Here is a 16,694-nt window from a genome sequence, read left to right as displayed (position 1 = left end):
TCGGTCAGGTGTCCGCAAGGTGTCGTTCCGGGTGCCGGACATCGGGGGAGACAAAGGCCGTTCGTGCAGGTACGGTCCATCGAGCCAAAGGCCCCCGATCGGGTGACACACGGGTCTGTGCGGCACGGGGAGACCAGGGAAAGGCAACACGATCATGACTGCTGGCTTCGGTCCGGGGGACGAGCGAGCGGCGGGCGCCGAGCCTGACGGCGCGGGCGCCACGGCGCCCGGCACCGAACGGCCGGGACCGTTGCCACCGCGCATCGACCCGCAGCACCGCGCCGGGTCGGCCTTCTCCGTAGCCCCGACCGGCGGCACCGATCCGTCCTCGACCGTCCCGGCGCCCCGTACCGGCTGGTCCGCCCCGCCCAACACCGGGCAGTGGGGCTCCGCGCCGACCCCCCAGGGCACCGCCCCGGCCGTGCCCCACGGCTCCCCACCGGCGGTTGGGGTGAGCTACCCACCTGCGTCCGGGCCGAGCTATCCGCCGGCGTCCGGGCCGAGCTACCCGGCCGCGTCCGGGTCGGGCTACCCGCCGGCGTCCGGGCCGAGCTATCCGCCGGCGTCCGGGTCGGGCTATCCGCCGGCGTCCGGGCCGAGCTATCCGGCCGGTGTTGTGCCGTTCGGCAGCCCGGGTTACCCGGGCGGTCCCGCCCAGCCAGGATGGCAGGGTGCGTCGTCGGCCGCCCGGCCCCGCCGCCGCCGCTGGCCGGTCGTACTCGCCACGCTGGCCGTCGTCGCGCTGGCCGCCGTGGCCGGGCTGCAGGCGTACCAGCTCGACCGGCTCGGCGACCGGCTCACCGACACCGACCGGCGTCTGGCGCAGGCCCAGGACGGCGACGGCACCCGCCTTGACGGCCTGGAGGAGCGCGCGGAGGCGCTGGAGAAGCAGGCCGGTGCCGCGTTCAACCCGGAGGCGGTGGCCAGCGCGGTGCTACCCAGCGTCTTCCGGGTGCGGGCTGGTCAGTTCACCGGCACCGCGTTCGCGGTCGGCAAGCCAGCGACCGGTGGCGGCACGAACCTGTTCACCAACTTCCACGTCGTCGAGGCGGTCTGGGACGGTGGCGGACGGCAGGTCTTCCTGGAGCGCACCGACCAGCGCTTTCCGGCCACCATCGTCAAAGTCGACAAGACCAACGACGTGGCGCAGTTGCGGACCACCGGCAAGTTCGCCGGCCTGGTCACGGCGTCCGCCGCGGTGAAGTCCGGCCAGCAGATCATCGTCGTCGGCGCTCCGCTCGGTCTGGAGGACAGCGTCACGACCGGTGTGGTGAGCGCCCTGCGTGACGCCCAGGGCAGCTCCGGCCCGTCCATCCAGTTCGATGCGCCGATCAACCCGGGCAACTCCGGCGGCCCGGTGATCAACGGCAGCAAGCAGGTCGTCGGTATCGCCACCGCCAAGGCTCGCGACGCCGAGGGCATCGGGCTCGCCGTACCCATCAAGGTCGCCTGCGACGGTTTCAAGATCTGCTGAACCGCCGGCACGACGGCGTCGCCGTGCCGCTCCCGCCCCTCGGCCATCGCCGGCCGTGCCCGATCCGTTCGGCCTCGGTCCGGGCGAACCCTGCCGACGCATCCGGTCCGTCGCGCCTACCGGCGCGGGACCAGTTCACCAGGAGGAACAACGATGTCCCAGCCACCGACCGGGCCGACGGACTCCCCGCCGGCCGGCCCGAATCAGTCGCCGTCCGACGCGGACCAGACCGTGCGGTACCCAGCCGGTCAGCCCGCGCCGCCGCAGCAGCAGTACGCGCCGGGCCAGCCCGTGCCGCAGCAGTACGCCCCCGGCCAGGCCACGCCGCAGTACGGTGCGGCCCAGCCGACGCCGCCGCAGTACGCCGCCCCGCCGGCTCCGCCCGGTCATCCGGCGAGCGCCCCGCCGTACGCCGGACAGGTCTCCGCGCCGCCGGTCTCCGGTCCGGCGTACGGGCAGCCGATGTCCGCGCCGCCGGTCTCCGGTCCGGCGTACGGGCAGCCGATGTCCGCGCCGCCGGTCTCCGGTCCGGCGTACGGGCAGCCGATGTCCGCGCCGCCGGGGATGGTGCCGCCGTACGGGCCGGCCGGTGGGCCGGTGGGCGGTCGGGGTCGTGCGGTGCTGGTGCTGGCCCTGGTGGCTGCGCTGCTCTTCGTGGTGAGTGGGGTGATGACCGGTCTGTACGTGACCAAGAACGGCGAGCTGAACCGCACGGAGAAGCGGCTCACCGGTCAGGTCGGCGAGCGTGACGGCACCATCGCGGCCAACACCACGGAGATCGCGAAGCTCAAGACCGACCTGCAGACCATGCAGGACAAGCTCGACAACACCGAGCAGGACCTGACCGGGACCCGCAACGACCGCGACGAGCAGGCCCGGCAGAAGAAGGTCATCGCCAGCTGCCTGGACAAACTGACCACCGCGCTCGGGGCGGCGGCGGCCGGCAACAAGGGTGCCTACGAGTCGGCGATGAAGGGCCTGGACAAGGTCTGCGACGAGGCCGAGAACTACCTCTGACAGCTCTGGTGGATCATGGAGTTGTGGTGCCGTACGAATGCCTGGGGCCTTGGCATTCCGCCCACCACAACCTCATGATCGCCTGAGGACGCCCCGGAGAGCTTCAGGCCGCGCCGGCGGGACGGCGATCGGACAGGGCCGTCACCCCGGGCGGCGGGAGCCCCGCCGTGGAGGCAAGCAACGCGCACCAGCCGAGCAGGTGCGGGGCCAGGTCGTCGTCGACCGGCGTCCACGAGGCGCGGATCTCGATGTCGCCGGCGGTGGGCGGGCCGGCCAGGTCGCCGAACCGGGTCGACATGGTCTGGGTGACCGTCCCCCCGATCGCGCGGTGGTCGGCGTCGTGGGCGTCCAGTGCGTCGGTCAGCCACGTCCAGCCGACAGCGGGCAGCAGTGGGTCGGCCGCCAGGTCGACTTCCAGCTCGGCGGTCACGTAGGTCACCAGCCGCAGGGTGCCCTGCCACGCCTCGTGCCCGACCGGGTCGTGCAGCAGGATCAGTCGGCCGGTGGCCACCTCGTCGCCGTCGCGCAGCACCGTCGCGGAGAGCGCGAACGCGTACGGGGCCAGCCGCTGGGGAGCACCGACCTCCTCCAGCGTGATCTCCGGCCGGGGCGCCGCCGCCCGCAGCCCGGCGACCGCGCGGGCGAAGGTCTCCGGGAGCGCGATCGGGGGGGCCATGCCGGCAGCCTATGCCGCCGCCCGCCCACCCGCTTCGACGGCGCGCCGACGCCCTGTCCGGCGGCCCGTTCCCGTACCGGGACTCGGTTGTGCGCCCTTCGTCCGATCCCGTCCGGCGGCTCGGACAGCCGTTGCCCGAGGGTGTCCGCTCGACCGGAGCTGCGGAACAGCTCTCCTTCCTTTCACCCCCGGCGGGAAGGGGTCGGAGGTCGTGGCACGATTGCGGCGATGACCACGGACACCACGGGCACTGCCGCCCGAGACGGAGAACAGCGCCCCGGCGGACCGGCCGACTCGCCCTTCATCCGGGCGTGCCGACGCCGACCCGGCCCGCACACCCCGGTCTGGTTCATGCGCCAGGCCGGCCGCTCACTGCCGGAGTACCGGGAGATCCGGGCGAGCGTGCCGATGCTGGAGTCCTGCCGTCGCCCGGATCTGGTCACCGAGATCACCCTCCAGCCGGTACGCCGGCACGGGGTGGACGCGGCCATCCTGTTCAGCGACATCGTGGTGCCGGTCGCCGCTGCCGGGGTCGACCTGGACATCGTGCCGGGCACCGGCCCGGTGGTCGCCGAGCCGATCCGTACCGCCGCCGACGTGGAGCGGATCCGCCTGATCACCCGCGACGACGTCTCGTACGTGGATGAGGCCGTCCGGCAGTTGGTGGCCGAGCTGGGCGACACCCCGCTGATCGGCTTCGCCGGCGCGCCGTTCACCCTGGCGAGCTACCTGGTCGAGGGCGGTCCGTCGCGCACCCACGCGAAGACCAAGGCCCTGATGTACGGCGACGAGGAGCTGTGGCACGCGCTGTGCGGCCGGCTGGCCGACGTGACGTTGGCCTTCCTCCGGGTGCAGGTCGAGGCCGGCGTCTCGGCCGTGCAGCTGTTCGACTCGTGGGCCGGTGCGCTCTCCGAGGCCGACTACCGGCGCTACGTGCTGCCGCACTCGACGGCCGTGCTGAGCGGGCTGGTTGAGGCAAAGGTGCCGCGGATCCACTTCGGGGTGGGCACCGGCGAGCTGCTCGGCGCGATGGGCGAGGCCGGCGCCGACGTGGTCGGCGTCGACTGGCGTACCCCGCTGGACGTGGCCACCGGCCGGATCGGCCCGGACCGGGCGGTGCAGGGCAACCTGGACCCGACCGTGCTGTTCGCGCCGTGGCCGGTGGTGGAGGCCGAGGTGCGCCGGATCCTGGACCAGGGCAGGGCTGCTCCCGGGCACGTGTTCAACCTCGGCCACGGGGTGCTGCCGGAGACCGATCCGGACGTGCTGACCCGGGTGGTGGCGCTGGTGCACGAGATCTCCGGCCGCCGGGCCGACCAGGGCTGAGACGCGCGATGCGGCAACCTTGGCGGGTGGCGGTGGTCGGCGGCGGGATCGCCGGGCTGGCCGCCGCGGTCCGGTTGCGCGACCGTGCTCCGGAGGGCACCGAGATCACGGTGTACGAGCAGTCCGGCGCGCTGGGCGGCAAGCTGCGCACCGCCGAGGTGGCCGGTCAGTCGGTGGAGTTCGGTGCCGAGTCGTTCCTGATGCGCGACCCGACCGGTGCGGAATCCGCGGCGGTGGCGCTGATCCGTCGGCTCGGTCTGGCCGACGAGATCGTGCACCCGACGGTGGGGCAGGCCGCGCTGGTCGTCGACGGCGGGCTGCGCCCGATCCCGGGCGGCACGCTGGTGGGCGTACCCGGGGATCTGGATCGGGTGGCGACGGTGGCCCGCCCGACCGCGGACGCCGACACCGACGGCGGCCGACCGCTGGTCGCGCCCGACGCGGACGTCTCGGTGGGCGCGCTGGTCCGGGCCCGCTTCGGCGACGAGGTGGTCGACCGGCTGGTCGACCCGATGCTGGGCGGCGTGTACGCGGGCCGCGCCGACGATCTCTCCCTGGTCACCACCATGCCGGCGCTGGCCCGCGCGGCCCGGGTGGAGCACACCCTGGCGGGCGCGGTCCGGGCGGCGCAGGCCGCCGCGCCGCGTGCCCCCGGCGCCCCGGTCTTCGGCACCCTGGTCAACGGGCTGGGCAGTCTCGTCGAGGCGGCGGCGACGGCCAGCGGCGCGACGGTCCGGCGGGACGCCGCCGTCCGTGAGCTGACCCCGACCGCCTCGGGTTGGCGGCTCACGGTCGGCCCGACGCGCGACCCGCAGTTCGTCGACGTGGACGCCGTGGTGCTGGCGGTACCAGCCCGGCCGGCGGCCCGGCTGCTCGCCGGCCCGGCTCCGGCGGTCGCCGCGGGCGTCGGGACGTTGGACTACGCCAGCGTCGCGTTGGTCACCCTGGCGTTGCCGCAGCCGCGGCTGCCCGAGCTGTCCGGCTTCCTGGTGCCCAGCACCGAGGGCCTGCTGATCAAGGCGGCGACCTTCTTCACCACGAAGTGGGGGCATCTGCGCCGGCAGGACGGGCTGGCGCTGGTGCGGGCCTCGGTGGGCCGCTACGGCGAGGAGGCGTCTCTCCAGCGCCCCGACGCGGACCTGGCGGCCACCGTGCACCGGGAGCTCTCGGCGGTGCTCGGCGCCCCGCTGCCCGCTCCGGTCGACGGGCACGTGCAGCGCTGGGGTGGTGCGCTGCCCCAGTACGCCCCGGGGCACGCCGACCGGGTCGCCGCCGCGCGGACGGCGTTGCGGGCCGCGTACCCCACCCTTGTCCTCGCCGGCGCCGGCTACGACGGCGTCGGCATCCCGGTCTGCGTACGCTCCGGCGCGACGGCGGCCGACGAGATCATCACAGCACTGGGAGGATCGGCGGAATGACCGAGCAGACCAACGCGGCCCGGTTGCGGGAGCTGAACGCCAGCATCCGCTACACGATGTGGTCGGTGTTCCGGGCCAGCGCCCCGCTGCCGTCACTGCGGGACAACGTGACAGGTGAGGTCGAGTCCCTCTTCGAGGAGTTGGCCGGCAAGGACGTGGTGGTCCGGGGCGTGTACGACGTCGCCGGGCTGCGCGCCGACGCGGACGTGATGATCTGGTGGCACTCGGCATCCAGTGACGCGCTGCAGGACGCGTACCTGCGGTTCCGCCGCACCACCCTCGGTCGGGCGCTGACCCCGGTCTGGTCGCAGATGGCGCTGCACCGGCCGGCGGAGTTCAACAAGAGCCACATCCCGGCGTTCCTGGCCGGCGAGGAGGCCCGCCCCTATCTCAGCGTGTACCCGTTCGTCCGCTCCTACGAGTGGTACCTGCTGCCCGACGCCGAGCGGCGCGAGCTGTTGGCCGAGCACGGCCGGCAGGCCCGCGGTTACCCGGACGTACGGGCCAACACGGTGGCCTCGTTCGCGCTCGGCGACTACGAGTGGATGCTCGCCTTCGAGGCCGACGAGCTGCACCGGATCGTCGACCTCATGCGTGACCTGCGCGCCTCCGGTGCGCGCCGGCACGTGCGGGAGGAGATTCCGTTCTACACCGGCCGCCGCCGCTCGGTCGCCGAGATCGTCAACTGCCTGGTCTGACCCTTGCGGGTGCCGGTCGGAGCACGACCTGTTCGCGGCAGGGTGTCTCGATCATGGCGGAGTGATGCCCGTGGCACGGGCACCTGGTTTCCCGCCGGTCCGGCGCCGCATCCCCGCCCGGGTGCGGCGCCGGACGCGGGGTCAACTGGTCTTCGTGCAGGAGACCAGCGGAATCTGATTGCTACCGGTCCACGAGCCGAGGAAGCCGAACGTGGTGCTCGCTCCGGCGGCGAGGGTGCCGTTGTAGCCGACGTTGCGCGCGGTGACCACTCCCGTGCCGGTGGTGGTGACGGTGGCGTTCCACGCCGAGGTGACCTGTTGGCCACCGGTCGTGCTGTAGTTCCAGCTCACCGACCAGCTCCGGGTGGGCGAGTTCGGCCCCGCGGTCACCTTCACCTCGGCCTGGAAGCCCCCGATCCACTGCCCGGTCACCTGGTACGTCGCCGAGCAGCCGCCGGCCGGCGGCGGGGTGGTGGGCGGCGGGGTGGTGGGCGGCGGTGTCGTGGGCGGTGGGGTGGTCGGCGGCGGCGGTGTCGTCGGCGGCGGCGTCGTGGGCGGCGGGGTTCCCGGTCCGCCGGAGAAGTCGACGTCGCTGCACAGGTAGTACGACTGGTCCAGGTGGCTGGCCTGCCAGATGGTGTACACGATGTGCCGACCGGTGCGTCCGGGCGCGTTGGCCGGGATCTCGATCGAGACGCCGCCGGTCTCCTGCTTCCACCGTGACGCCGGGGTGTTGCCGATCTGGCCGGTCAACTCCAGGTCGTCCCAGCCGAGCGGCTCGGTCAGCGGGTCGAAGCCCTGCCGCGTCACGTACACCCGGATGTAGTCGGCGCCGTGGCTGGCCTGGTCGAAGAAGCGGACCCGGAAGTTGCTCGACACCGGGGTGGTCTTCCAGGCGCCGACGGCGTCCAGCGCGTTGTAGCGACCGCTGGCCGTGCGCCCGCCGCTGCACTGTTGACCGTCGGGAACGGCACCCTGGTGGTTGCCGGCCACGCCCTCACGGAACAGGCCGTTCCAGTTCCACATGGCGTTGGGGTCGGCCTGCCAGGCCTGCCAGCACATCGGGTCCTCGGTGGCCATCCGAGGGTTCTGGAAGTCGCTGCCCCAGCGTTGCCAGCAGCCGTAGTTGCGCGAGGCCGGGTCGACGACCGAGCCGTGCGCCGAGGCGGGGCTGACCAGCACGGTGGTCAGTGCGGTCGTGAACAGGAGCGTGGCGGTCGCCACAACGGCGGACAGCCGGGGCACGCGTGATGAGCGGGCGAGAGTGGACATGGAGCCCTCGGGGGGATGAGGTCGGACGACGACACCCGGACCGCCGGGAGTTGCCCGCTCCCGTGCCCACTCGCAGGCTCCCGCGATGGCTCTACCCCGGCACGATGCCAGACCGATCGTCAGGCGTCAATGACGTCGCGGCGCATGGGGGTGTGCGGGATGCCGTCCTCGACGTACTCCGGGCCGCTGACCGCGAAGCCGTGCCGGGCGTAGAAGGCGACCAGGTGCGACTGGGCCTCCAGCACGCTCGGCCGGTCGCCCACCACCTCCAGTGCCGTGGTCATCAACCGACCGGCGTGGCCGTCGCCGCGTGCCGTCGGGGCCACCACCACCCGACCGATCCGGGCGGCGCCGTCCGGGTCGGCCAGGATCCGCAGGTACGCCAGCGGCGCGTCGCCGTCGGTCACCCAGACGTGCCGGGTGCCGGGCTCGACGTCCCGCCCGTCGAGTTCCGGGTACGGGCAGTGCTGCTCCACGACGAACACGTCGATGCGTAGCTTGAGCAGGTCGTGGAAGGTGCGGGCGTCCAGGTCGGCGAACGGGGCCGTCCGGACATCGGTGGTCTGCTGGGGCACGCACCGATGGTAGGCGTCCGGTTGGACGGGTCGGTCAGACGGGGCGTGCCCCGACGGCGTCGCGGATCTGCGCGCCCTCGGCGCCCTCGACCGAGCGGGCGCAGTGCCCGCAGCAGAAGAACCGGCCGTTGACCTCCACGCCGTGCCCGACGATCTTGATTTGGCAGTGCTCACAGATCGGTGCCATCCGGTGGATCGCACACTCGAACGAGTCGAAGGTGTGGACGTCACCGCTGACCGTACGCACCTCGAACGCCATCCAGTAGTCGTTGCCGCAGACCTCGCACGTTGCCACGAAGAACCCCCCGTATCAGGACATGTGTCATCAGAGTGCCCCAGCACAGGATGTCGGTGGGCGGAATGCCGCCAATCGACCGCCCGGAGCGGCGTGTCGGCTCCGGTGTGTCGTCCGTTAGGCCGGGTGAACTGCCGCAACCCCGGAGGATCGCAGTGATCAAACGCAACAGACTCTTCGGCAACCAGACCCGCGTCACCTTCTGTCTGCCGCGGGACACCCCGCCCGGCCCGGTCAGCGTGGTGGGCTGTTTCAACGGTTGGGAGCCCGGCCGGCACGAGCTGACGACCCGCCGCGACGGCACCCGGACGGTGACCGTACGGCTCGGGCCGGGGGAGTACCGCTTCCGCTACCTCGCCACCGGTGGGATCTGGCTGGACGACGAGTCGGCCGACCAGGTCGACGACCGGGGCAGCCTGCTCCGGCTCTGACGAAAAAACTCGCCCCTGTCGATGTATTTATCGATGGGGGTCTTTACTGTTAACAAAGTTTAAATTAAGTTGTGGGGCATCCACCGGATATCGGAGAAGGAGCTGCCCCATGCGTCGAAGATTCACCGTGCCGCTGGTGGCGGCAGGCACCGTCGCCGCCACCCTCACCGTCGCCGCGCCCGCCCAGGCGCACGGCTACGTGTCCGCCCCACCGAGCCGCCAGGCACTCTGCGCCCAGGGCAAGGTGCCCGACTGCGGGCAGATCAAGTACGAGCCGCAGAGCGTCGAGGGGCCCAAGGGCCTCCGAAGCTGCAACGCCGGGATCGCCCAGTTCGCCGTCCTCAACGACGACAGCCGGGGCTGGCCGGCCACCTCGGTCGGCAGCTCGCTGACGTTCACCTGGGTCAACACCGCCCGGCACGCCACCAGCAACTGGGAGTACTGGATCGGCGACACCAGGGTCGGCGTCGTCAACGGCAACGGCCAGCAGCCGGGCGCCACCGTCTCGCACACCGTCAGCCTCGGCGGCTTCTCGGGCCGGCAGAAGATCCTCGCGGTGTGGAACATCTCCGACACCGCGAACGCCTTCTACTCCTGCATCGACGTGCAGATCGGTGGGGGCGGCGGTCCCGGGCCGAGCCCCACCCCGACCCCGAGCCCCACCCCGACCCCGCGGCCCACCCCGACCGCCACCCCGACCACCCCGCCCGCGCCGGGCGGCAGTTGGGCGGCCGGCCGGGCCTACCAGGTCGGCGACCAGGTGACCTACGGCGGTGCGTCGTACCGATGCCGGCAGGAGCACACGGCGATTCCCGGATGGGAGCCGCCGAACGTACCGGCGCTCTGGAGTCGGGTCTGACCGCACGGGTGCGGCTCCGGCCGCACCCGTGCCGCCACCCTCGCTGAAACGGAGCAACCGGCATGACCCGCCGTACCCTGATGGCACCCCTGCTCGTCGCGTTGCTGCTCACCGCCGCCTGTGCCGGGCCGCCCGCGGCGGCCCCGCCGGCCGTGCCGCAACCGGCTGTCGCGTCCCCGGCCGGGTCGGCGGCGGCCGGGGACGCGATGAGCGGCATCGACGTGGTGTTCCTGAGCACCATGGTCGGGCACAGTGAGCGCACCCTGCAGATCGTCCGGCTGGCCCGGCAGCGGTTACGCGACGACGCGTTGCGCACCCTGGCCGCCGCCATCGAGGCGACCGAGACCGACGAGTTGGCCGCCATGCGCGGATGGCTGCCGACGGCGGGGCCGTGGGCCGGCGCGGCAACCCACCACCATGCCGGGCACGGGGATGACGCCGCGCTCGACCGGTTGCGGGCCGCGCCGGACACCGACGTCGACCGGGTGCTGCGCGAGGTGCTCGCCGACCACCAGCGGGCGGCGGCCGACCTGGCCCGGGCCCAGCTCGACGTCGGCCGCAACGGGCAGGTCCGTGACCTGGCCCGGCGGATCGAGCAGTCCCGGACCGCCGAGGTCGGTCTGCTGACCGGGTCGCCGGCCACCGCGAGGTGACCGGGGTACGCCGCTGGCGTACCCCGCCACCGTGCGGTGGCCGGTTTGCCCCGCCACCGTGCGGTGGCCGGTTTGCCCCGCCACCGTGCGGTGGCCGGTTTGCCCCGCCGCCGTGCGGTGGCCGGTTTGCCCCGCCGTCGTGAGGTGGCCGGGTTGCCCCGCCGTCGTGCGGTGGCGGCCGCTCAGGTCAGCGGGGTTCCAGTCGGATGGAGACGGAGTTGACGCAGTGCCGGGTGTCCTTAGGGGTGAAGCCCTCGCCGTGGAAGACGTGCCCGAGGTGGCTGTCGCAGCGGGCGCAGCGGATCTCCGTACGGACGGCGCCGAGGCTGCGGTCCTCGATCTCCTTGACCCGGCCCGGGATGGCGTCGTCGAAGCTCGGCCATCCGCAGTGCGAGTCGAACTTCGTGTCGCTGGCGAAGAGTTCGAGCCCGCAGGCGCGGCAGTTGTAGACGCCGGCCGTCTTGGTGTCCACGTACTCGCCGGTCCACGGGCGTTCGGTGCCGGCCTCCCGAAGCACGTGGAATTCCTCGGGGGTCAACCGGACGCGCCACTCGTCCTCGGTCTGGGGCAGTTCGTTGTCGTCAAGACTCACCCCCCAACGGTACGTCCAACGTCAGGGGCGTGGCATAAGGTCGCGGGATGGGTGGCACCAAGGCAGCAGTCGCCGAGGTCGAGGTGGCCGGGCACACCGTCCGGCTGAGCAGTCCCGACCGGGTGATCTTCCCGCAGCGGGGCTTCACCAAGGCCGACGTCTTCCACTACTACCTAGCGGTCGGCGACGGCATCGTGCGCGCTCTGCGCGACCGGCCCACCACGCTGCAACGCTTTCCCGAGGGTGTCGAGGGCGAGATGTTCTTCCAGAAGCGGGTGCCCACGCGAGGGGTGCCGCCCTGGATCTCCACCGCCGAGATCACCTTTCCGAGCGGCCGGAGCGCCGCGGAGCTCTGCCCGGTCGACCTGGCGCACGTGGCCTGGGCTGCGCAGATGGGCACCATCGTGTTCCACCCGTGGCCGGTACGCGCCGCCGACGTCGACCGCCCCGACGAGCTGCGCATCGACCTGGACCCGCAGCCCGGCACCGACTTCGCCGACGCGGCGCGGGCCGCCGCGCAGGTCCGCACGGTCCTCGACGAGCTGGGCGTTCCCGGCTGGCCGAAGACCTCCGGCGGCCGTGGCGTGCACGTCTACGTGCGGATCCAGCCCCGCTGGACGTTCACCGAGGTGCGTCGGGCCACCATCGCGCTGGCCCGGGAGGTCGAGCGCCGCCACGCCGACCTGGTCACCACCGCCTGGTGGAAGGAGGAGCGCGGCAGCCGGGTCTTCGTCGACTACAACCAGATGGCCCGTGACCGGACGATCGCCTGCGCGTACTCTCTGCGGGCCAACGGGCGGGCCACCGTCTCCACCCCGGTCACCTGGGACGAGCTGCCCGACGTCGACCCGGACGACTTCGACCTGCGTACCGTCCCGGCCCGGCTCGCCGAGCGGGGCGACCCGCACGCCGGCATCGACGAGACCCCGTGGGACATCACCCCCCTGCTGGAGTGGGCCGAGCGGGACGCCGCCGCGGGTCAGGGTGACCTGCCATACCCGCCGGACCACCCGAAGATGCCCGGCGAACCCAAGCGCGTCCAACCCAGCCGCGCCAAGCGCGCACCGGGCGACGACCTCGCCTGACCTTCGAGCCCGAGCATGACGGTTGAGGGCTGGCCGAGCCGGCGTCTTACTGGGTCCTGGGAGCCGTCCAGGCCAGGAATCTGTCGAAGAGTTCCACCGGGGTCAGCGCCGGGTTCGGGTTGAGCTTGATCAGATCAGCGGTTGCGTCGAAGAGTTGGCTGGCCAGGTAGACCGACAGTGCCACCCGGTCCCGCCGGTACTCCAGCGTCAGTAGCAGCCGGGCCGGCGGGCATGGCCAGGCGGCCGCGCACACCCGGCACAACCACAGCGGCCGCATCGGAATGTACGGGCAGACTGCCCTCCGCTGGCGGTGATGGACCGGCGACTCGTCTGGCGAAGGCATCTCTCGATAGTGCGCCTCATTGTTGACTCTGTCAACGACGTCCGCAGTTGTCGGAGTGGGCGGACAGCGCCGCTGTCATCGTCAACTTGTGGACTTGGTCGGTGTAGCGGAGATCCGGGTGATGCTCGGAAACGTGTCGCGGCAACGCGCCTCGGTGATCGCCAATCAACGGAACTTCCCGGAGCCCGTCGCCGTGCTGGCGATGGGAAAGGTCTGGCGGAAGTCGGACGTCGCGGCGTGGATCAAAGAGTATCGGCCGGAGTCTGCTACTGGCTGACCTTGGCGGCCCATGCCGTCGAGGCTGCTGCAAGGCACAAATGTTCGTGCATGTCGTATCCGGCCAGCCGGCGCGAGTGTCGACAACGAAACCTGTCGTACAAGCGTTCTAAGATTCACGCGTGATCGATGAGTTGGCGCGAGCGGAGAGTGCGGTGGCGACCTGCACCGACGCCGCCACGTGGGCCCTCTCCGAGCATGATTTGATCGCGGCGCTCGATGCCACGCACCGACTTCAGCAGCGCCTGGCGGCGGTGCAGGTGGCGGCGGTGCGCGAGTTGGATGGTCGCGGCACCGCCATCGCGCAGGGTGCGTCCTCGACTGCGGTGTGGTTGCGCCACCGCCTGCGTCTCGACGTCGCCGCCGCTCGTCGGCTACTCGGCCTCGCTGCCTCGCTCGACGTGGCCCCGCCTGGGGTGCGCGCCGCACTGGCGAGTGGGGCGGTCACCGCGGAGCAGGCACGGGTCATCGCCGACACGGCCGCCACGGTGTCGGCGTCCGCGGGCACCGACGTCGCCGACGAGGCCGTTGGCCTGCTGGTCGAGTGGGCCGAGCAGTTCGATCCCACCCTGCTGCGCAGAATGGGCACCCGGATCCTCGACCACGTCGCCCCCGACCTCGCCGACGCCGCCGCTGCGGCGGCCCTCGCTGCCGAGGCCGCCCGAGCGGAGCGCGATCGACACGTCACCATCTCCGAGCAGACCGAGGGGCGGTTACGGCTCACCGGCACCCTCGACGCCGAAGCCGCCGCCCTGCTGCGCGCTGCCATCGACCCGCTCAGCGCACCTTCCGGGCCCGACGACACCCGCAGCCCCGGGCAGCGCCGTCACGACGCGCTCAGCGACGTGTGCCGCCTCGCCCTGCGCGCCGGTGAGCTGCCCGAGCACGGCGGCGATCCCGCCCAGGTTGTCGTCACCACCAGCTACGAAGGGCTGACGCGGCAGCTCGGTGCCGGCGCCCTCGACATCGGTCTTGAGCTCACTCCCGAAACGGTGCGCAAGCTTGCCTGCGACGCTGCCCTGCTGCCCGTTGTGCTCGGCGGCGCCGGCCAGGTCCTCGACGTGGGTCGGCAACGTCGCCTCGTCACCGGCGCGCTCCGTCGCGCCCTCGTGCTGCGTGACGGCGGCTGCGCCTTTCCCGGTTGCGATCGGCCACCTCGATGGTGCGCCGCCCACCACATCCGCCACTGGGCTGACGGCGGCTCGACCAGCCTCGACAACGCCGTGCTGCTCTGCGGCCACCACCACCGGCACATCCACCTGGCGAACTGGGCCGTCCAGCTCGGCGGCGACGGCCATCCGGAGTTCGTGCCGCCGGCCTGGCTCGACCCCGCCCAGATCCCCCGCCGAAACCACTACCACCGGCGAACGTAGGCACCGGCGCCCTGACCCCTTGTCGTCACCGACGATCCGCGGAACTGATCCCCAGCGACGCCGGTGCGACGCAGATCCCCAGCGACGCCGGTGCGACGCAGATCCCCAGCGACGCCGGTGCGACGCAGATCCTCAGCGACGCCTCCGCGACGCAGATCCTCAGCGACGCCTCCGCGACGCAGATCCTCAGCGACGCCTCCGCGACGCAGATTTCCAGGCGACCGGGTCAGATCCTTCAGACAGAGGGCGACGGGATGGCGGGGGACGACGGTTCGGCGGGGCGACGGGATGGTCGCCGAAGCAGTGCATGTCGTGCTGACGGCAGTGAATGTCGTGCCGGCGGCAGTGCTATGCCGCGTTCCGTCCGCCTGTCGTACCTCTACCAATCCATCGATGACTATCAGTCAGTCGCGATGCTCATTCGCCCCAGTCGAGTTGGTGGCTGGGCACGCCGAGGGTGCGGCCGTACTCCACGGCGGCGTCTCTCCCCGCGCGATCGCCTTTGGTGTAGCGGAACACGCGACCGGGGAAGACGACGACGTGATCATCGCCGACCTCGAAGTCCGCGTACCAGCCTTGATCGCCGGCCAGGGATTCCGCCAGCGCCGCTGCCAGGTCGTCGGCCAGGTCGTCGGGTGCCTCGAAATCCAGGAAGGTCCAGACATCCGGCTGGTCAGCCGACGTTGACCTCGATACGTCCTGTCGGCCGAGCCTCACGACGCGTAGCGAAGGTAGGCGCACGTCGGCACCAACGCGCAGGCTCTCGGTCAGTAGCCGTCCCCGCAACATCACCCGACTGTCTCACGGGGAGCTTCTCGTGGAAACAACACCTCATGCCGGCCGTCGCATCGCTGGTGATGGTGACCAGCGGGCGCGGTGAGCCCACGGTTGAAGGCGTCGAGTTTCCGATCGATGTGCCGGGCGGTGGCAGCCGCGAGAACGTGCGTACGAGGCCTTCGACGAACCGATTGACTTTCGATAGGTAGTGAATGAGACTCGATGCATGGCTGTCGAACGTCGAGCGGTGCCCGCTCTCAAGGTCTTCCTCGTGTTGCTGTTCGGGATCCTGGTTCTGTTCCAGACTCTCTCGCTGCCCGGGCAGTTTGCCCACATGGCCGAGGGGTCCCCGGACTCCGCCTACCTCCGGTGGCCGGCGACCATCGTGACGGTGTTCTGGGTGCTGTGTGTGCAGGTGGTGATCGTGGCCACCTGGAAACTGCTCAGCCTGGTCAAGGCCGACCGCATCTTCACCGATGTGTCACTGAAGTGGGTGGACGCGATCGTCTGGGCCATCGCTGCCGCGTGGGTGGTGCTCGTGGGCGTCTTCCTCTACGTCGGGTTCAACGCCGACGACCCGGGGCTACCGCTCCTGCTGTTCCTGATGTTGACGGGCGTCACCGTGTTGGGGCTCCTCATGGTGGTGATGCGGGCGCTGCTGCGGCAGGCCACCACGCTGCGCGCCGACATGGAAGCGGTGATCTGATGCCCATCGTCGTCCGCATCGACGTCGAGTTGGCCAAACGCAAGATGAGCGTCGGTGAGTTCGCCGAGCGCGTCGGGCTCACGCCGGCCAACGTGGCGGTGCTCAAGAACGGCCGCGCCAAGGCCGTCCGCTTCAGCACCCTCGAAGCGATGTGCCGGGTGCTCGACTGCCAGCCCGGCGACCTGCTCGAGTGGGTCGAGGAAGAAAACCTATGAGGTACGCCCTCGCGGCCGTCGCCGTCCTCGCCGTCGCTCTCGGCGTCGCCGGCGTCGTCGCCGGGGAGGCCGACGACTCGCCGGGCCTGCAATTCCTGGGCGCCGCGCTCGTCATCGGCGCGGTCGCTGTCGGCGTACGGCTCGTGCGGCGCGGCAGGTAGCGGTGCGACGGCCACGGCCGGGAGGGGTCGGTGGCAGATGCCGTCGCGCACACTGGCTCACATGGACCCCACCACCGTGATCCGAGGGCTCGTCGGTGTCTACCACGCAGACGGCGGCCTCCGGGGCGAGCTGGCGTATCTCATCGGCAAGGCCCGGGGCACCGCCGAGTGTGCCCTCTGCGACGTGACCCACCACGCGGCGGGACGCAAGCGCGAGTGGCGGGCCCTGGCCGGGCAGCTCGACGTGCCGTTCGACCTGGTGCACCTCAACGAGCGCGGTCCCGATATCCGCGCTGCCAGCGACGGCCGTACCCCGTGTGTGCTGGCGCGGACCGACGGGGGCGTGGTGACGGTGCTGGGGCCGGCGGAGTTGGCCGCGCTCGACGGCAGCGTCGCCCGGTTCGCGGTGCAGCTGCGGGCAGCGATCGACCGAGCCGGGTTGAGCTGGCCGACGAGGGAGTAACGATCAAGT

22 protein-coding genes are annotated in these 16,694 nt (G+C 71.9%); 15 read left to right on the top strand and 7 right to left on the bottom strand.

Translation table 11 applies throughout. The annotated features are described in order from the left end of the window. Window positions 1-154: 154 nt before the first annotated feature. Window positions 155-1,474 (top strand): trypsin-like peptidase domain-containing protein, encoded by a 1,320-nt coding sequence (locus ACLJN9_RS17305; RefSeq protein WP_410812392.1) that lies wholly within the window; start codon window positions 155-157, stop codon window positions 1,472-1,474. A 153-nt stretch (window positions 1,475-1,627) separates the two neighbouring features. Next, the gene (locus tag ACLJN9_RS17300) at window positions 1,628-2,491 is read left to right on the top strand and encodes a hypothetical protein (RefSeq protein WP_410812391.1); all 864 of its coding nucleotides are present in this window, start codon (window positions 1,628-1,630) and stop codon (window positions 2,489-2,491) included. Window positions 2,492-2,594: 103 nt separating this feature from the next. Here the strand turns inward: ACLJN9_RS17300 and ACLJN9_RS17295 are convergent, their stop codons facing one another. After that, a complete protein-coding gene (locus ACLJN9_RS17295; RefSeq protein ID WP_410812390.1) occupies window positions 2,595-3,167 on the bottom strand; it encodes a DUF3000 domain-containing protein in 573 nt (190 codons plus the stop codon). Between the two features lie 228 nt (window positions 3,168-3,395). Here ACLJN9_RS17295 and hemE point away from each other — a divergent pair, with 228 nt between their 5' ends. Genes hemE through hemQ form a run of 3 tightly spaced genes read left to right on the top strand, consistent with a single transcriptional unit; the run spans window position 3,396 to window position 6,609 of the window. Then, complete coding sequence (gene hemE / locus ACLJN9_RS17290) at window positions 3,396-4,493, top strand: uroporphyrinogen decarboxylase (RefSeq protein ID WP_410812389.1); 1,098 nt, start codon at window positions 3,396-3,398, stop codon at window positions 4,491-4,493. 8 nt (window positions 4,494-4,501) lie between these two features. Beyond that, on the top strand, window positions 4,502-5,911 hold the full coding sequence (gene hemG, locus ACLJN9_RS17285; RefSeq protein WP_410812388.1) for a protoporphyrinogen oxidase: 1,410 nt from the start codon (window positions 4,502-4,504) through the stop codon (window positions 5,909-5,911). Further along, a complete protein-coding gene (gene hemQ, locus ACLJN9_RS17280; RefSeq protein ID WP_410812386.1) occupies window positions 5,908-6,609 on the top strand; it encodes a hydrogen peroxide-dependent heme synthase in 702 nt (233 codons plus the stop codon). Before hemG ends, hemQ begins: the two co-directional genes overlap by 4 nt. 141 nt (window positions 6,610-6,750) lie before the next feature. Here the strand turns inward: hemQ and ACLJN9_RS17275 are convergent, their stop codons facing one another. The 3 genes from ACLJN9_RS17275 to ACLJN9_RS17265 all read right to left on the bottom strand — a co-directional run bounded on the left by ACLJN9_RS17275 (window position 6,751) and on the right by ACLJN9_RS17265 (window position 8,751). Continuing rightward, complete coding sequence (locus tag ACLJN9_RS17275; protein WP_410812384.1) at window positions 6,751-7,881, bottom strand: lytic polysaccharide monooxygenase; 1,131 nt, start codon at window positions 7,879-7,881, stop codon at window positions 6,751-6,753. Between the two features lie 119 nt (window positions 7,882-8,000). Then, a complete protein-coding gene (locus ACLJN9_RS17270) occupies window positions 8,001-8,456 on the bottom strand; it encodes a GNAT family N-acetyltransferase (RefSeq protein ID WP_410812382.1) in 456 nt (151 codons plus the stop codon). 34 nt (window positions 8,457-8,490) lie between these two features. Further along, window positions 8,491-8,751, bottom strand: a complete 261-nt coding sequence (locus tag ACLJN9_RS17265; protein ID WP_410812380.1) for a Prokaryotic metallothionein — start codon at window positions 8,749-8,751, stop codon at window positions 8,491-8,493. A 155-nt stretch (window positions 8,752-8,906) separates the two neighbouring features. On the opposite strand from ACLJN9_RS17265, the gene ACLJN9_RS17260 reads away from it, so the two are divergent. From ACLJN9_RS17260 to ACLJN9_RS17250, 3 genes are all read left to right on the top strand, one after another. Further along, entirely contained in the window at window positions 8,907-9,182 is a 276-nt protein-coding gene (locus ACLJN9_RS17260) for an isoamylase early set domain-containing protein (protein ID WP_410812378.1), read from the top strand. A 109-nt stretch (window positions 9,183-9,291) separates the two neighbouring features. Then, window positions 9,292-10,041 carry a lytic polysaccharide monooxygenase gene (locus ACLJN9_RS17255; RefSeq protein WP_410812376.1) on the top strand — a complete coding sequence of 250 codons (750 nt, stop codon included), beginning with the start codon at window positions 9,292-9,294 and terminating at the stop codon, window positions 10,039-10,041. A gap of 62 nt (window positions 10,042-10,103) precedes the next feature. Beyond that, window positions 10,104-10,694, top strand: a complete 591-nt coding sequence (locus ACLJN9_RS17250; protein ID WP_410812375.1) for a DUF305 domain-containing protein — start codon at window positions 10,104-10,106, stop codon at window positions 10,692-10,694. A gap of 187 nt (window positions 10,695-10,881) precedes the next feature. Here the strand turns inward: ACLJN9_RS17250 and msrB are convergent, their stop codons facing one another. Then, a complete protein-coding gene (msrB, locus tag ACLJN9_RS17245; RefSeq protein WP_410812374.1) occupies window positions 10,882-11,286 on the bottom strand; it encodes a peptide-methionine (R)-S-oxide reductase MsrB in 405 nt (134 codons plus the stop codon). A 47-nt stretch (window positions 11,287-11,333) separates the two neighbouring features. Between msrB and ligD the strand changes: the two genes are divergently transcribed. Further along, window positions 11,334-12,371, top strand: coding sequence for a non-homologous end-joining DNA ligase (gene ligD / locus ACLJN9_RS17240; RefSeq protein ID WP_410812372.1), 1,038 nt, complete (start codon window positions 11,334-11,336; stop codon window positions 12,369-12,371). A 46-nt stretch (window positions 12,372-12,417) separates the two neighbouring features. On the opposite strand, the gene ACLJN9_RS17235 is transcribed toward ligD, so the two are convergent. Continuing rightward, window positions 12,418-12,714, bottom strand: a complete 297-nt coding sequence (locus ACLJN9_RS17235) for a hypothetical protein (protein WP_410812370.1) — start codon at window positions 12,712-12,714, stop codon at window positions 12,418-12,420. 88 nt (window positions 12,715-12,802) lie between these two features. On the opposite strand from ACLJN9_RS17235, the gene ACLJN9_RS17230 reads away from it, so the two are divergent. Continuing rightward, window positions 12,803-12,991 carry a hypothetical protein gene (locus ACLJN9_RS17230; protein WP_410812368.1) on the top strand — a complete coding sequence of 63 codons (189 nt, stop codon included), beginning with the start codon at window positions 12,803-12,805 and terminating at the stop codon, window positions 12,989-12,991. A 121-nt stretch (window positions 12,992-13,112) separates the two neighbouring features. After that, window positions 13,113-14,363 carry a DUF222 domain-containing protein gene (locus tag ACLJN9_RS17225; protein WP_410812366.1) on the top strand — a complete coding sequence of 417 codons (1,251 nt, stop codon included), beginning with the start codon at window positions 13,113-13,115 and terminating at the stop codon, window positions 14,361-14,363. 417 nt (window positions 14,364-14,780) lie between these two features. Here ACLJN9_RS17225 and ACLJN9_RS17220 read toward each other — a convergent pair whose 3' ends face one another. Further along, the gene (locus ACLJN9_RS17220; RefSeq protein WP_410812364.1) at window positions 14,781-15,152 is read right to left on the bottom strand and encodes a hypothetical protein; all 372 of its coding nucleotides are present in this window, start codon (window positions 15,150-15,152) and stop codon (window positions 14,781-14,783) included. Between the two features lie 214 nt (window positions 15,153-15,366). On the opposite strand from ACLJN9_RS17220, the gene ACLJN9_RS17215 reads away from it, so the two are divergent. The 4 genes from ACLJN9_RS17215 to ACLJN9_RS17200 all read left to right on the top strand — a co-directional run bounded on the left by ACLJN9_RS17215 (window position 15,367) and on the right by ACLJN9_RS17200 (window position 16,685). Beyond that, window positions 15,367-15,846, top strand: coding sequence for a DUF2975 domain-containing protein (locus ACLJN9_RS17215; RefSeq protein WP_410812363.1), 480 nt, complete (start codon window positions 15,367-15,369; stop codon window positions 15,844-15,846). Next, window positions 15,846-16,061: a helix-turn-helix domain-containing protein gene (locus ACLJN9_RS17210; protein ID WP_410812361.1), complete on the top strand. Its 216-nt coding sequence runs from the start codon at window positions 15,846-15,848 to the stop codon at window positions 16,059-16,061. Before ACLJN9_RS17215 ends, ACLJN9_RS17210 begins: the two co-directional genes overlap by 1 nt. Beyond that, entirely contained in the window at window positions 16,058-16,222 is a 165-nt protein-coding gene (locus ACLJN9_RS17205; RefSeq protein WP_410812360.1) for a hypothetical protein, read from the top strand. The genes ACLJN9_RS17210 and ACLJN9_RS17205 overlap by 4 nt, the downstream gene beginning before the upstream one ends. Before the next feature lie 61 nt (window positions 16,223-16,283). Further along, complete coding sequence (locus tag ACLJN9_RS17200; RefSeq protein ID WP_410812359.1) at window positions 16,284-16,685, top strand: hypothetical protein; 402 nt, start codon at window positions 16,284-16,286, stop codon at window positions 16,683-16,685. Window positions 16,686-16,694: the final 9 nt, after the last annotated feature.

The sequence above is a fragment of the Micromonospora sp. 067-2 genome (assembly GCF_046549295.1).
GTDB lineage: Bacteria > Actinomycetota > Actinomycetes > Mycobacteriales > Micromonosporaceae > Micromonospora.
This window is presented reverse-complemented; position numbering and strand designations above follow the sequence as displayed.

Excerpts from the sequence above, each read along its gene's own strand:
- ACLJN9_RS17210 (WP_410812361.1), top strand. The coding sequence starts at position 15,846 with ATGCCCATCGTCGTCCGCATCGACGTCGAGTTGGCCAAACGCAAGATG.
- ACLJN9_RS17250 (WP_410812375.1), top strand. The coding sequence starts at position 10,104 with ATGACCCGCCGTACCCTGATGGCACCCCTGCTCGTCGCGTTGCTGCTC.
- ACLJN9_RS17220 (WP_410812364.1), bottom strand. The coding sequence starts at position 15,152 with ATGTTGCGGGGACGGCTACTGACCGAGAGCCTGCGCGTTGGTGCCGAC.
- ACLJN9_RS17235 (WP_410812370.1), bottom strand. The coding sequence starts at position 12,714 with ATGCCTTCGCCAGACGAGTCGCCGGTCCATCACCGCCAGCGGAGGGCA.
- ACLJN9_RS17215 (WP_410812363.1), top strand. The coding sequence starts at position 15,367 with ATGGCTGTCGAACGTCGAGCGGTGCCCGCTCTCAAGGTCTTCCTCGTG.
- ACLJN9_RS17300 (WP_410812391.1), top strand. The coding sequence starts at position 1,628 with ATGTCCCAGCCACCGACCGGGCCGACGGACTCCCCGCCGGCCGGCCCG.
- ligD (WP_410812372.1), top strand. The coding sequence starts at position 11,334 with ATGGGTGGCACCAAGGCAGCAGTCGCCGAGGTCGAGGTGGCCGGGCAC.
- ACLJN9_RS17255 (WP_410812376.1), top strand. The coding sequence starts at position 9,292 with ATGCGTCGAAGATTCACCGTGCCGCTGGTGGCGGCAGGCACCGTCGCC.
- ACLJN9_RS17305 (WP_410812392.1), top strand. The coding sequence starts at position 155 with ATGACTGCTGGCTTCGGTCCGGGGGACGAGCGAGCGGCGGGCGCCGAG.
- ACLJN9_RS17200 (WP_410812359.1), top strand. The coding sequence starts at position 16,284 with ATGGACCCCACCACCGTGATCCGAGGGCTCGTCGGTGTCTACCACGCA.
- ACLJN9_RS17295 (WP_410812390.1), bottom strand. The coding sequence starts at position 3,167 with ATGGCCCCCCCGATCGCGCTCCCGGAGACCTTCGCCCGCGCGGTCGCC.
- ACLJN9_RS17205 (WP_410812360.1), top strand. The coding sequence starts at position 16,058 with ATGAGGTACGCCCTCGCGGCCGTCGCCGTCCTCGCCGTCGCTCTCGGC.
- ACLJN9_RS17275 (WP_410812384.1), bottom strand. The coding sequence starts at position 7,881 with ATGTCCACTCTCGCCCGCTCATCACGCGTGCCCCGGCTGTCCGCCGTT.
- hemG (WP_410812388.1), top strand. The coding sequence starts at position 4,502 with ATGCGGCAACCTTGGCGGGTGGCGGTGGTCGGCGGCGGGATCGCCGGG.
- hemQ (WP_410812386.1), top strand. The coding sequence starts at position 5,908 with ATGACCGAGCAGACCAACGCGGCCCGGTTGCGGGAGCTGAACGCCAGC.
- hemE (WP_410812389.1), top strand. The coding sequence starts at position 3,396 with ATGACCACGGACACCACGGGCACTGCCGCCCGAGACGGAGAACAGCGC.